Source organism: Pseudorhodoferax soli, assembly GCF_003337555.1.
GTDB lineage: Bacteria > Pseudomonadota > Gammaproteobacteria > Burkholderiales > Burkholderiaceae_C > Pseudorhodoferax > Pseudorhodoferax soli.
Window position 1 is genome coordinate 261,688 of the sequence record NZ_QPJK01000002.1, and the last position, 13,158, is coordinate 274,845.

Annotated in this window: 9 protein-coding genes; 2 read left to right on the forward strand and 7 right to left on the reverse strand. The window is 70.5% G+C overall.

Features of this window, described 5'->3' with window-relative positions; all coding sequences use genetic code 11:
* The first annotated feature begins 22 nt into the window (after positions 1-22).
* The gene (locus DES41_RS07935) at positions 23-3,109 is read left to right on the forward strand and encodes an Rne/Rng family ribonuclease (RefSeq protein WP_114467102.1); all 3,087 of its coding nucleotides are present in this window, start codon (positions 23-25) and stop codon (positions 3,107-3,109) included.
* Between the two features lie 244 nt (positions 3,110-3,353).
* Here DES41_RS07935 and DES41_RS07940 read toward each other — a convergent pair whose 3' ends face one another.
* From DES41_RS07940 to hemC, 4 genes are read right to left on the reverse strand one after another with little or no spacing between them, the layout of a single operon-like run.
* Entirely contained in the window at positions 3,354-4,634 is a 1,281-nt protein-coding gene (locus DES41_RS07940; protein ID WP_114467786.1) for a heme biosynthesis HemY N-terminal domain-containing protein, read from the reverse strand.
* A gap of 8 nt (positions 4,635-4,642) precedes the next feature.
* Positions 4,643-5,701 (reverse strand): uroporphyrinogen-III C-methyltransferase, encoded by a 1,059-nt coding sequence (locus DES41_RS07945; RefSeq protein WP_114467103.1) that lies wholly within the window; start codon positions 5,699-5,701, stop codon positions 4,643-4,645.
* A complete protein-coding gene (locus tag DES41_RS07950; RefSeq protein ID WP_114467104.1) occupies positions 5,698-6,459 on the reverse strand; it encodes a uroporphyrinogen-III synthase in 762 nt (253 codons plus the stop codon). The genes DES41_RS07945 and DES41_RS07950 overlap by 4 nt, the downstream gene beginning before the upstream one ends.
* A gap of 7 nt (positions 6,460-6,466) precedes the next feature.
* Positions 6,467-7,393: a hydroxymethylbilane synthase gene (hemC, locus tag DES41_RS07955; RefSeq protein WP_114467105.1), complete on the reverse strand. Its 927-nt coding sequence runs from the start codon at positions 7,391-7,393 to the stop codon at positions 6,467-6,469.
* Positions 7,394-7,504: 111 nt separating this feature from the next.
* On the opposite strand from hemC, the gene ppc reads away from it, so the two are divergent.
* Positions 7,505-10,429 (forward strand): phosphoenolpyruvate carboxylase, encoded by a 2,925-nt coding sequence (gene ppc / locus DES41_RS07960; RefSeq protein WP_114467106.1) that lies wholly within the window; start codon positions 7,505-7,507, stop codon positions 10,427-10,429.
* Positions 10,430-10,455: 26 nt separating this feature from the next.
* On the opposite strand, the gene DES41_RS07965 is transcribed toward ppc, so the two are convergent.
* The 3 genes from DES41_RS07965 to galE are packed head-to-tail and all read right to left on the reverse strand — an operon-like array spanning position 10,456 to position 13,153.
* Complete coding sequence (locus DES41_RS07965; RefSeq protein ID WP_114467107.1) at positions 10,456-10,674, reverse strand: putative motility protein; 219 nt, start codon at positions 10,672-10,674, stop codon at positions 10,456-10,458.
* The gene (locus DES41_RS07970; protein ID WP_114467108.1) at positions 10,671-12,113 is read right to left on the reverse strand and encodes a mannose-1-phosphate guanylyltransferase/mannose-6-phosphate isomerase; all 1,443 of its coding nucleotides are present in this window, start codon (positions 12,111-12,113) and stop codon (positions 10,671-10,673) included. Before DES41_RS07970 ends, DES41_RS07965 begins: the two co-directional genes overlap by 4 nt.
* Positions 12,114-12,142: 29 nt before the next feature.
* Entirely contained in the window at positions 12,143-13,153 is a 1,011-nt protein-coding gene (gene galE, locus DES41_RS07975) for a UDP-glucose 4-epimerase GalE (protein ID WP_114467109.1), read from the reverse strand.
* Between the last annotated feature and the right edge of the window lie 5 nt (positions 13,154-13,158).

Consider the following 13,158-nt stretch of genomic DNA (forward strand, 5'->3'; position numbering starts at 1 on the left):
TGGAGCCCAGAGGACGCTACCCATGAAACGGATGCTGATCAATGCCACGCAGGCCGAAGAGCGCCGCCTGGCCATCGTTGACGGGCAAAAACTGCTCGACTACGAAATCGAGATCGAAGGGCGCGAACAGCGCAAGGGCAACATCTACAAGGCCGTGGTCACGCGGGTCGAGCCTTCGCTCGAGGCCTGCTTCGTCGACTACGGCGAAGACCGCCACGGCTTCCTGCCGTTCAAGGAAATTTCCCGCCAGTACTTCGCCGAAGGCGTCTCGGTCAGCCAGGCCCGCATCAACGATGTGATCCGTGAAGGCCAGGAACTGGTCGTGCAGGTCGAGAAGGAAGAGCGTGGCAACAAGGGCGCCGCCCTCACCACCTTCATCTCGCTGGCCGGCCGCTATGTGGTGCTGATGCCCAACAACCCGCGTGGCGGCGGCGTGTCGCGCCGCATCGAGGGCGACGACCGGGCCGAGCTCAAGGAGGCGATGGACCAGCTCGAGTACCCCAAGGGTTCGAGCATCATCGCGCGCACCGCCGGCATCGGCCGCAGCGCCCCCGAACTGCAGTGGGACCTGAACTACCTGCTCAAGCTCTGGAAGGCCGTCGACGAAGCCGCCAAGAGCCTGCGCAAGCCCGAGCTGATCTACCAGGAATCCAACCTGGTGGTGCGCGCACTGCGCGACTACTTCAACCACGACATCGGCGACATCCTGATCGACACCGACGACGTGTACGAGCAGGCCCAGCAGTTCATGGCGCACGTGATGCCCGAGCACGCGGCGCGCGTGAAGCGCTACCGCGACGACGCCCCGCTGTTCAGCCGCTTCCAGATCGAGCACCAGATCGAATCGGCCTACGCCCGCACCGTGACGCTGCCCTCCGGCGGCGCCATCGTGATCGACCACACTGAGGCACTGGTCTCCGTCGACGTGAACTCGGCCCGCTCCATCCGCGGCGGCGACATCGAGGAAACCGCGACGCGCACCAACCTGGAGGCTGCAGAAGAAGTGGCACGCCAGATGCGCCTGCGCGACCTGGGCGGCCTGATCGTGATCGACTTCATCGACATGGAGGAGTCCAAGAACCGCCGCGAGGTCGAGAACCGCCTGCGCGATTCGCTGCGCCAGGACCGCGCCCGCGTGCAGTTCGGCACCATCAGCAAGTTCGGCCTCATGGAGATGAGCCGCCAGCGCCTGCGCCCTGCGTTGTCCGAAGGCGCCTCCATTCCCTGCCCGCGCTGCGGCGGCTCCGGCCACATCCGCGACACGGAAAGCTCGGCGCTGCAGATCCTGCGCATCATCCAGGAGGAGTCGCAGAAGGACAACACCGCCTCGGTGCTGTGCCAGGTGCCCGTCGAGGTCGCCTCCTTCCTGCTCAACGAGAAGCGCGCCGAGATCGCCAAGATCGAACTGCGCCAGCGCATCAGCGTGCTGATGGTGCCCAACAAGACGCTGGAAACGCCGAACTACCGCATGGAGCGGCTCAAGCACGACGACCCGCGTCTGGACCAGATGCAAGCCAGCTACAAGCTGGCCGAAGAGGTCGAGGACCGCACGGCCGTCACGCGTCGCTCGCAAGAGCCGACCAACAAGCAGACCCCGCTGATCAAGGGCGTGCTGCCCGACGCGCCGGCCCCGCAGCCCGTGGCCAAGCCCGTCGAGGCACCCGCACCGGCACCTGCACCTGCACCTGCGCCGGCACCTGCCGCGTACGTGCCGCCCGTGCACGAGGAAAAGGGCTTCCTCGGCTTCATCAAGAGCCTGTTCGGCGCCCGTCCGGCCCCCGCGCCGGCACCCGTGGCACCCGCGCCCGTGGCGGCGCCCGCACCTGCGGCTGCGTCCAAGCCCGAGGGCCGTGGTCCACGCGGTGACGGCCAGGGCCGTGGTGGCCGTGGCAACCGTGGCCGCAACGGCGAAGGCCGTGAAGGACGCGAGCCACGCGAAGGCCGCGAAGGGCGTGAACCCCGTGAGGCCCGCGAGCCCCGCGCACCGCGCGCCGACGAAGTCCGCGGCGAAGGTGCCGAGGCACGCGGCCGTGGCCGCGGCGAACGCCAGGGCAGCCGCCCGCGCGCCGATGCCGACGTTCGCAACGAAGGCCAGCCTACGCTGCCGCTGAACGGTGAAGCAGGCGCAGACCAAGCCCCTGCCGAGCGCCAGCGCCCGCCGCGCAATGCCGAACGCGGCGAGCGTGGTGAACGCAGCGAGCGCGGCGAGCGTGGTGAACGCAGCGAGCGCGGCGAGGCCCGTGAAGCACGCGAGCCGCGCGAACCCCGTGAACCGCGTGAGCCACGCGAAGGTGGTCGCGGCCGCGGCCGGGGCCGCGGCGAGCGCGAGGAACGCGTGGGCGGCGATGCCGAAGCCACGGGCAACACCGACGACGCGGCGCTGAACGATGCACCGGCCGCTGCAGAGCGCGCCGAGCGCACCGAGCGCACGTCCTACTTCTCGGCACCACAGGCACCCCAGGCCGCAACGCAGGCCGAAGGCGCCGCCGAGGCGCCCTCCGCTGACGCGGAAGAAGCCGCCCCGCGGGCCGACGGAGAAGAAGCACCGCGCCGCGAGAAGCGTTCGCGCGACCGCTACGGCCGCGACCGCCGCGAGCGTGGCCCGCGTCCGGCCGACCAAGCCGACCAAGCGGATGGCGACGCAGCCGAGGCCGCGCCGGTCACGCCGGTCGAGGCGCAGGCCGAAGCCGCAGCGGCTCCTGCGGCGCCCGTCCAGGCACCTCTGGCTGCGCCCGTGGCGGCCGCTCCGGCACCGGTATCGGCACCTGCACCGGCATCTGCATGGGCACCGGCACGTGAACGTGCACCGGCCCCGGCCCCGGCACCCGCACCGGCACCCGTCGCGGCAGCACCCGCGGCAGCCGCCCTGCCCCAGGTGCAGTCCTTCACGCTGCCGGTCGGCGAACTGGAGCAGATCGCGTTGGGCGCTGGCCTGCAGTGGATCTCCACTGACACCGCCAAGAGCGCCGCCGTGCAAGCCGCCATCGCCGCAGAACCCAAGCCTGTGCGTGTGCCGCGTGAGCGCCCGCCCGTGGTCCAGATCTCCGACGAGCCCCTGGTCCTCGTCGAGACCCGCCGCGACCTGGGCAGCATGCAGTTGCCGTTCTGATAGCGGCAGCGCGCCATGAAAAGACCGCCTCTCGAGGCGGTCTTTTTTTTTGCCCGGCGTTGTCGCCGGGCAGGGGCTCGGCTCCTGGTTTCGATCCCGGCAACGGGTGCGCAAGGCGGCGCCAGCGCGGGCAGACGGAACACGGCAAGCCCGGTGCGGTGCCTGCCTGTGCCTGCTTGCCTGGAGGAGGAAGTCTTGCCGCGGCAAAACGCCGCAGCACGCTGCGGCGTTCGCCGAAACCGCCTTACAGCAGCGCGGCCTCGCGCAGCGCCTGCTGCGAAGCGGCGCTGTCGCCGCGCTGCTCGGCCAGCGCCGCCAGCGCGCGCCAGGCATTGCGCCTGAGCTCCGCATCCTGCAGCCTGCCCTGCGCCTGCGTGAGCAGTTGCTGGGCCTTGCCCCACAACTGGTGGCGCAGGCAGGCAATGCCGGCCAGGTACTTGAGCTCGGCGCTTTCGGGATGCTGACGCTGGGCGGCTTCGATGCGTTCCAGCCATTGCAGGTCGCTCGCACCGGCTTCTGCGCCGAAGCCTTCTTCCAGCGCATGGATGAGCTTGACGAGCACCGGCGCCTGTTCTCGCAGATTGGGCGCGCGCAAGAGCTCGTCCCAGACCGGTTGCAACCATTGCCGCGACAGGGCGACGTCGCCATCCAGGGCCGCGAGGCGGTGGCCGGCCTGGATCGCGACCTCGGCCATGGTCTGCTCGGCGGGCTCCAACTCCGCCCAGGCACGCTGCAGCTGCACAGGATCGTGCGCGCCATGGATCAGCTCCAAGGCCAGGCCCTTCAGGATCAGGTGCGCAGCCTCGGGCGAGAACGCGCGGTGCTTGGCCAGCAGCCGCGCCGTCTCCAGCGCCGGCAGGGTCTGGCGCGACAGCCGTGTGGCCTTGAGCCGGGCCCGCAGGGCCAACGTGCGGCGTGCGGCGCCTTGCGGCATCGCGTCCAGCCACTGCAGCGCCGTCTGCGGATCGCGGTCGGCCAGCGCCCAGCGGGCGGCCTGCAACTGCACACCTTCGCGCGTCTCCTGCGCCTCGCGTGCGTCGGTTTCCTTGAGCAGCTCCTGCAGATGCGTTTCGCGGGTCGTGCGGTCCTGCAGCGCGTGGGCGCTCTCGGCAGCCACGAGGTGGGCTGTGGCCCGCAGCTTGCCTGCATGCTGGACCGGATGGCCGCTGGCCGCCAGCATCTCTTCCTGTTCTAGCGCCGCCTCGGCCGCCTTGCGCGCACGCAGGAAGCGGCCGGCCTGCTGGTGCGTGAGCGCATCCAGCACCGCAGCGTGCATGGCGCGCTCGCGCTGTTGCAGGCGCCAGCGCTGGGCCTGGCGCGGCATGGAGAACAGGGCCGACAGGCCGCGCAGCGCCAGGTGCAGCAGCACGAAGCCCAGCGCCAGCGAGGCCAGCACCAGATTCAGCGACAGATCGACACGGTAAGGCGGCAGGAACAGCGTGACCGTTCCCTGGTTGTTGCCAGCCAGCAGCGCAGCACCGGCCGCCAGGCCGAACAGCGCCAGAAACCACAGCAGGGCGCGCATCATGCGGTTCAGCGCCCCGCTGCCGCCGTGGCCAGGGCCGACAGCGTTTCGTCGATGCGCGGCAGCTCCACCGCCTTGAGTTGCGCCTGCACATCGGACAGCGTGTTGGCGAACTGCTGGGTGCGCCGCGCCGCCGGGTCGAAGTAGCGGTGCAGCATGAAGGCGGCCGCCGCCGCATCGGCCCGGGCCGACGGGAATTGGCGCGCCAGCAGGCCCATGCGCACGTTCAGCAGGCGCAGCTTGAGGTTCTCGCGCAGGAAGTAGGTCTGGTCGGGCGCCAGCAGGGCGGCCTCGGGCTGGTCGATGCGCGACACGCGCATGAGCCGCGCGGCCTCTGCCCGCACCAGTTGCCAGATGCGCAGCCACCAATGTTCGGAAGGCGGCTCGGCCTGGGCCTGCCCCTTGGCGAGGTTGGCGGCCAGCACGGCGTTGAGCATGGGCACGTCATCGATCTGGCGCACCAGGTCGTCGAGCTTCTCGAGGATGGTCTGGGTGTCGGTGATCTGGGTGGAGCGGATCGCCTCGGTGTCGCGCGCGACAGCGCGGCGCACGGGTTCCAGCCGCGGCTGGGCGGCGCGTTCGAGGCGCTGATCCGCCGTGCGCAGCGCTGCCAGCAAGGGCTCGGCCGTCAGCGTCAGCTGGGCCTGCTGCTGCGCCAGCCGCAGCGAAGACTCGAGGTCCACGACCAGGGTCTCGTCGCGCGAGCGCGACAGGCTCGCGAGCAACTCGTCAATCTGCGCACGCTGCAGCGTGGCTTCGCCGAGCTTGGTGTCGCTCACGGCCTGGCGTGCGGCGGTTTCGCGTGCCAGGTCCTGTGCTTCACGGGCCGCAGCGCGGGCCTCCATGGCGCGGGCCTGCGTGTCGGCGCTTTGCCGGGCAAGGTTCTCCTGCATGCCGCCGACCTTCTGCCACAGCAGGCCGACCGCTGCCAGGGCCAGCACGACCAGCAGGGCCAGGAAGAGGACGAGCACCCGGGGGGCGGTGGTGGCCGGTGGCCGGGCTTGGGGGGCTGGCCCTGTGGCGGCATGGCCCGGCAGGGGTTCTGAAGACAGCTCGGCAGCGTTCATCGCGCGGATTCTATCGACGCGACCACGTCGTCCAGGTCGGGGCGCACGGTGGCGACATGGCCGAAACCGGCGGCGCTCGCCGCCTCGGCGATGCGCGCATGCGTGGCCAGTGCGCGCGTGGCGCGCCAGCTGGCATCGGGCAGCAGTTGTTGCAGGTGGCGCACTGCATCGGAACTGCTGAACAGCCACAGCGCATCGGTCGCGCCCGTGGCCCGCTCACGGGTGGCCCGGTCCCAGCGCGGCAACTCGCGCGCATAGGCGGCCAGCGCATGCACCCGGGCACCGGCCGCCACGAGCTGGTCGGCCAGCCAGGGCCGGCCCGCCAATCGGCCATCGGCATCGGTACCGCGCACGATCAGCACCTGGGCGCCGGCCAGGCCGGCGTCGGTACCGACCAGGCGCCACAGCGCTTCGGAGTCGAACTGCGGCGCATCGGCAGGTGGCGCGACCAGCGCCTGCGTCGGCACGCCGGCCGCCCGCAGCGCGCGGGCCGTGCCGGGGCCGGTGGCCCAGGCCGCCGTCTGCGCGGGCCAAACCAACGCCACGGGCTTTGCCGCAAAAAAGGCTTCGACCGCATTGGCGCTCACGAACATCGCGGCGCGGCAGTCCGCCAACCGGTCCCAGGCCTCGCGCACGGGTGCGGGATCGGTGGGCCGGATGTCGATCAGGGGCAGCGGCTCGGCCGACAGCCCACGGGCGCGCAGCTGCTCGCACCAGTGCAACGCTTCGCGCAGCGGCCTCGTGACCAGCACGCGCATGCGCGCGTCAGCCCGCTTTGCGGGCACCGCCGGCCTGCAAGGCCTCGGCCACCCGCAAGCCCAGCGCCTCCGCGGCGGCCGGGCCATCGACCGGCCCCGCGACTTCTGCCCGCACCAGGGCGCCCTCGCGGTCCTGGTCGCCCCAGGCGGCACGCAGCTGCAGGGCGCCATCGGCCCAGTGCGCATGCGCGGCCAGCGGCATCGAGCAGCTGCCGCCCATGGCGCGGCTCACGGCACGCTCGGCAGCCGTTGCCAGCGTGGTCTGCTGGTGTGCCAGCGGCGCCAGCAGGGCCAGCAGGTCGGCACGGTCGGACCGCACCTCGATGCCCAGCGCGCCCTGCCCGGCTGCGGGCAGCATGCGGTCTTGCGTGAACACATCGCGGATGCGGTCCGCGAGGCCCAGGCGTTTGAGACCGGCGGCCGCCAGCACGATGGCCGCGAACTGGCCTTCGTCGAGCTTGCGCAAGCGCGTGTCCAGGTTGCCGCGCAACGGCTGGATGTCCAGGTCGGGACGCAGCGCCTTCAGCAGCACGCTGCGGCGCAGGCTGGAGGTGCCGACCACGGCGCCCTGCGGCAACGCATCCAGCGATGCGTAGTGCGGCGAGACGAAGGCATCGCGCGGGTCCTCGCGCTCGAGCACGCAGGCCAGCACGAAGCCGTACGGCAAGTCCATGGGCACGTCCTTGAGCGAATGCACGGCGATGTCGGCGCGGCCGTCCTCGAGCGCGGCTTCGAGTTCCTTGACGAACAGGCCCTTGCCGCCGACCTTGCTCAGCGAGCGGTCCAGGATCTGGTCGCCGCGCGTGGTCATGCCCAGCAGTTCGACGCTGTGGCCGCGCTGCGCCAGCAGTGCCTGCACGTGTTCGGCCTGCCACAGCGCGAGCCGGCTTTCCCGGGTCGCGATGACGATGGTGGAAGAGGGGGAGGAGCGCACGCAGGTAACCAGTTCGTAATCGGCCGCGGGGGCCGGATGCTAGCATGGGGTAAGCCCGCAGCAGGGCATGGCATTCTTCTTGCAGGGCGCTTGTACAGCCCCCGTTCCAACATGAAAACACAAGACCAGGCGCCCTCTCCCACCGCTGCGGCCGCAGCCCCTGCCACCGACGAGACGCCCCAGCGCAGCCGTGCCGCGGCGCGCGATGCGGAGCGGCCCCTGGTCGAGGACATCCGCCTGCTGGGCCGGCTGCTGGGCGATGTGATCCGCGAGCAGGATGGCGCGCCCGCCTTCGAACTCATCGAGCAGGTGCGCAAGCTGTCCGTCGCGTTCCGCCGCGATGCCGACGAGGAAGCCGACAAGGCGCTCAAGAAGCTGCTCAAGAGCCTGACGGCCGACCAGACCGTCAGCGTGATCCGCGCCTTCACCTACTTCAGCCACCTGGCCAACCTGGCCGAGGACCGCCACCACATCCGCCGCCGCGCCGTGCACGAGCGCGCCGGCAACACGCAGGAGGGCAGCATCGACGTGGCGCTGTCGCGCCTGCGCTGGGCCGGCATCTCGCCCAAGGCCATCGCGATGACGCTGGCTACGAGCTACGTCTCGCCCGTGCTGACCGCCCACCCGACCGAAGTGCAGCGCAAGAGCATCCTCGATGCCGAACGCGACATCGCCCAGCTGCTCACCGCGCGCGACGAAGTGCGCCTGCGCGCCCAGCTGGCCGGCACCGGCCGCGACGCACTCGCACCGCGCGAACTGGCCGCCAACGAGGCCCAGCTGCGCGCCCGCGTGATGCAGCTGTGGCAGACGCGCCTGCTGCGCTTCTCCAAGCTCACGGTGGCCGACGAGATCGAGAACGCGCTCTCTTACTACGAGGCGACCTTCCTGCGCGAGATCCCCAAGCTCTACGCGCAGCTCGAGCGCGAGCTCGGCAACCAGCCGGTGGCCAGCTTCCTGCGCATGGGCCAGTGGATCGGCGGCGACCGCGACGGCAACCCCAACGTCAGCGCCGAGACCATGGAATACGCCATGCGCCACCAGGCCGAGATGGCGCTGCGCCACTACCTGACCGAGGTGCACCACCTGGGCGCCGAACTCTCGCTGTCGGCCCGCCTCGTCGACATCCCGGCCGAGATGCAGGCCCTGGCCGAGCGCTCGCCCGACACCAGCGAGCACCGCAAGGACGAGCCCTACCGCCGCGCGCTGACCGGCATGTACGCACGCCTGGCCGCCACGCTCAAGACATTGACGGGCGGCGACGCCGCGCGCCACGCCGTGGCGCCGCAGAACGCCTACCTGAAGGCCGAGGACTTCCTGGCCGACCTGCGCACCATCGAGGCCTCGCTCAAGTCGCACCATGGCGGCGCCTTCGCCGCGCAGCGCCTGCACCCGCTGATCCGCGCCGTCGACGTGTTCGGCTTCCACCTGGCCACGCTGGACCTGCGCCAGAGCTCGGACAAGCACGAGGAGGTGGTGGCCGAGCTGCTGGCCACGGCGCGCCTGGAGCCGCAGTACGCCGCGCTCGACGAGGCCGCCAAGCGTGCGCTGCTGCTGCGCCTGCTCAACGACGCGCGGCCGCTGCGCGTGCTCGGCGCCCAGTACTCCGATCTCGCGCGCCACGAACTGGCCATCTTCGAGAACGCCCGCAGCGTGCTGCAGCGCTACGGCCGCAACGCGATCCGCCACTACATCATCAGCCACACCGAGACCGTCAGCGACCTGCTGGAGGTGTTGCTGCTGCAGAAGGAAGTGGGCCTCATGCACGGCCTGCTCGACGAGGCCAAGGCCAAGGGCGCCCGCGGTGAAGGCGCCAGCTGCGACCTCATCGTGGTGCCGCTGTTCGAGACCATCGAGGACCTGCGCAACGCCGCGCCCATCATGCGCGAGTTCTATGCGCTGCCAGGCATCGCGCGGCTGGTGCAGCGCTCGGGCGGCGAGCAGGACATCATGCTGGGCTACTCGGACAGCAACAAGGACGGTGGCATCTTCACGAGCAACTGGGAGCTGTACCGCGCCGAACTCGCGCTGGTGGAGCTGTTCGACGAACTGTCCAGCAGCCACGACATCACGTTGCGCATGTTCCACGGCCGCGGCGGCACCGTGGGCCGTGGCGGCGGCCCGAGCTACCAGGCCATCCTGGCGCAGCCGCCCGGTACCGTGCGGGGCCAGATCCGGCTGACCGAACAGGGCGAGGTGATCGGCTCCAAGTACGCCAACCCCGAGATCGGCCGGCGCAACCTGGAGACGCTGGTCGCCGCTACGCTGGAGGCCACGCTGCTGCAGCCGACGAAGGCCGCCACGCCGGCCTTCCTCGACGCGGCCGCCGTGCTGTCGGAGGCCAGCATGCGCGCCTACCGGCACCTGGTCTACGAGACGCCGGGCTTCACCGACTACTTCTTCGAGTCCACGCCGATCCGCGAGATCGCCGAACTCAACATCGGCTCGCGCCCGGCCTCGCGCAAGGCGAGCCAGAAGATCGAGGACCTGCGCGCCATCCCCTGGGGCTTCAGCTGGGGCCAGTGCCGGCTCACGCTGCCGGGTTGGTACGGATTCGGCTCCGCCGTCGAGACCTTCCTGGCCGGCGACACTGAGCAGGCCAGCACGGGCAGGAAGCCCGCGGGCGCCAAGGAACGGATGGCGCTGCTGCAGAAGATGTACCGCCAGTGGCCCTTCTTCCGCACGCTGCTGTCCAACATGGACATGGTGCTGGCCAAGAGCGACCTGCAGTTGGCGGCGCGCTACGCCGAGCTGGTCAGCGATGCGCGGCTGCGCAAGAAGGTGTTCGGTGCCATCGAGGCCGAGTGGCAGCGCACGGCGCAGGCGCTGGCGCAGATCACCGGCGAGAAGCAGCGCCTGGCCGGCAATGCCGCGCTGCAGCGCTCGATCCGCCACCGCTTCCCGTACATCGACCCGCTGCACCACCTGCAGGTGGAACTGGTGCGCCGCTACCGCGCCGGCCAGTCTGACGAGCGCGTGCGCACCGGCATCCACATCTGCATCAACGGGATCTCGGCCGGGCTGCGCAACACCGGCTGAGCCGGTTCAACGCGCAGGACCGCGGCTCAGGCGTAGACGTCGAGCCGCGTGCCCAGCATGCCTTGCGGCACGGGCGGTGGCGGCGGCAGCGATTCCAGCAGGGCCGCCGCAGCGGCCTCCTGCGCATCCAGCGCCTTCTTCAGCACGCGCAACTGGACCGTCGATTGCACCGCATCGGCGGGCACCGATTGCGAAGCGGCGCTGGCCGTGGCGGCCTGGACGGCAGGCGTGCTGGCGATGTTCATTGCGAGCGGCCGTAGACGTCCTCGAAGCGCACGATGTCGTCTTCCCCGAGGTAGCTGCCCGACTGCACTTCGATCATCTCGAGCGGCAGGCGGCCCGGGTTCTCCAGCCGGTGCGTGGAGCCCAGCGGGATGTAGGTCGACTCGTTCTCGGAGACCAGGTAGCTTTCCTTGTCGCGCGTGACCTTGGCCGTGCCCGACACCACGATCCAGTGCTCGGCGCGGTGGTGGTGCATCTGCAGCGACAGCTGGCCGCCCGGCTTGACCACGATGCGCTTGACCTGGAAGCGCGCGCCGTTGTCCACGCTGTCATACCAGCCCCACGGGCGGAACACCTTGCGGTGCAGCTGGCCCTCGGAGCGGCCTTCGCGCTTGAGCGCGTCCACGATCTTCTTGACGTCCTGCGTCTTGTCCTTGTTGGCCACGAGCACCGCGTCTGCCGTCTCCACCACGATCAGGTTGTCCACGCCCACGCAGGCGATCAGCCGGCCTTCGGACAGCGCCAGCGTGTTGCGGCTGTCGTGCAGCAGCACGTCGCCCTGCTTCACGTTGCCGCTCTCGTCCTTGGGCAGCACTTGCCACAGCGCATCCCAGGCGCCGACATCGGACCAGCCGGCCGACAGGGGCAGCACCACACCGGCCGGCAGGTCTTCGCGGCCGCCGGCGGCCAGGCGCTCCATGACCGCGTAGTCGATGGAATCGCTGGGGCAGGCCGTGAAGGCGGCCTTGTCCACGCGCAGGAACTCGCCGTCGGACGAGCCCTGGCCGAAGGCGGTCTCGCAGGCGGCCAGGATGTCGGCGCGGCAGCCGGCGATCGCCGCCAGCCAGACCGAGGCCTTGAGCATGAACAGGCCGCTGTTCCAGGCGTAGCCGCCCGCGTCCAGATAGCCCTGGGCCGTGGCGCGGTCGGGCTTCTCGACGAAACGCGCGATGCGGCTGGCGCCGCCCTCGAAGGCCGCGCCGGACTGGATGTAGCCGTAGCCCGTCTCGGGCGTGTCGGGCGTGATGCCGAAGGTCACCACGGCGCCGGCCTCGGCCAGCTTCGCGCCCTGCACCACGACGGCCTGGAACGCCGGCACATCGACGATCACATGGTCGGCCGGCATCACCAGCAGCACCGGGTCGGCACCGTCGCGGCGCGCTGCGAGCGCGGCCAGCGTCAGCGCCGGCGCGGTGTTGCGGCCGATGGGCTCCAGCACGATGGTGCCCGGCTTGCCCATCAGGCGCAGCTGCTCGGCGATGACGAAGCGGTATTCCTCGTTGGAGACCACCATGGGCGCGGCCACGGACACGCCGGCCAGGCCCTCGACACGGCGCACCGTGGCCTGCAGCAGCGAATCGTCACCGATCAGCGGCAGCAGCTGCTTGGGGTACTTCTCGCGCGACAACGGCCACAGGCGGGTGCCGGAGCCGCCGGACAGGACAACAGGTTGGATCAGCATCGTTGCTTCAGACGGAGTTGGAATGGGTTTCAGGCGGCGTAGCCGTTGGGATTGCTGCTCTGCCAGCGCCAGGCATCCTGGCACATGGCGACGAGGTCGCGTTCGGCCCGCCAACCCAGCACGGCCAGTGCCTGGGCCGGATCGGCATAGCAGGAGGCCACGTCGCCGGCGCGGCGCGGCGCGAGTTGGTAGGGCACGGGCTTGCCGCTGGCCTGCTCGAAGGCGCGCACCATGTCGAGCACGCTGTAGCCGGTGCCGGTGCCCAGGTTGACCGTGAGGCCGCCCTCCTGCGTCTGCAAGCGCTCCAGCGCACGCAGATGGCCGACGGCCAGGTCCACCACGTGGATGTAGTCGCGCACGCCGGTGCCGTCGGGCGTGGGGTAGTCGTTGCCCCAGACCTGAAGCTGCTCGCGCCGGCCGATGGCGACCTGCGCCACGTAGGGCATGAGGTTGTTCGGCACGCCGCGCGGGTCTTCGCCGATCAGGCCGCTGGCATGCGCGCCGACCGGGTTGAAGTAGCGCAGGATGGCGATGCGCCAGGACGCATCGCTCAGCTGCAGGTCGCGCAGCATGTCCTCGATCATGAGCTTGCTGCGGCCATAGGGGTTGGTGGCCGAAAGCGGATGGTCCTCGGTCAGCGGCAGGCGCTGCGGGTCGCCATAGACGGTGGCCGAGGAGCTGAACACCAGCTGCTGCACGGAACACTCGCGCATGGCTTCCAGCAGGCGCAGCGTGCCCACGACGTTGTTGTCGTAGTAGGAGAGCGGCTGCTGCACCGATTCGCCCACCGCTTTCAGGCCCGCGAAGTGGATCACAGCGCTGGCGCCGCTCGACTTCAGTGCGTCGACCAGCGCCGCCCGGTCACGGATGTCGCCACGCACCAAGCTGGGTGCCTTGCCCGCAATGCGTGCGATGCGGGCCACCGACTCCGGGTTGCTGTTACAAAAATTGTCAAAAATGGTGACGTCGTGGCCCGCCTGCAGCAGTTCGACGCAAACATGGGAGCCGATATAGCCGGCACCGCCGGTGACAAGGATCATTGGTG

What these genes read in the sequence shown, in the direction of transcription:
- DES41_RS07935 (WP_114467102.1), top strand. Translation starts at nt 23, where the DNA reads ATGAAACGGATGCTGATCAATGCCACGCAGGCCGAAGAGCGCCGCCTG.
- DES41_RS07940 (WP_114467786.1), bottom strand. Translation starts at nt 4,634, where the DNA reads ATGCGCGCCCTGCTGTGGTTTCTGGCGCTGTTCGGCCTGGCGGCCGGT.
- DES41_RS07945 (WP_114467103.1), bottom strand. Translation starts at nt 5,701, where the DNA reads ATGAACGCTGCCGAGCTGTCTTCAGAACCCCTGCCGGGCCATGCCGCC.
- DES41_RS07950 (WP_114467104.1), bottom strand. Translation starts at nt 6,459, where the DNA reads ATGCGCGTGCTGGTCACGAGGCCGCTGCGCGAAGCGTTGCACTGGTGC.
- ppc (WP_114467106.1), top strand. Translation starts at nt 7,505, where the DNA reads ATGAAAACACAAGACCAGGCGCCCTCTCCCACCGCTGCGGCCGCAGCC.
- DES41_RS07965 (WP_114467107.1), bottom strand. Translation starts at nt 10,674, where the DNA reads ATGAACATCGCCAGCACGCCTGCCGTCCAGGCCGCCACGGCCAGCGCC.
- DES41_RS07970 (WP_114467108.1), bottom strand. Translation starts at nt 12,113, where the DNA reads ATGCTGATCCAACCTGTTGTCCTGTCCGGCGGCTCCGGCACCCGCCTG.
- galE (WP_114467109.1), bottom strand. Translation starts at nt 13,153, where the DNA reads ATGATCCTTGTCACCGGCGGTGCCGGCTATATCGGCTCCCATGTTTGC.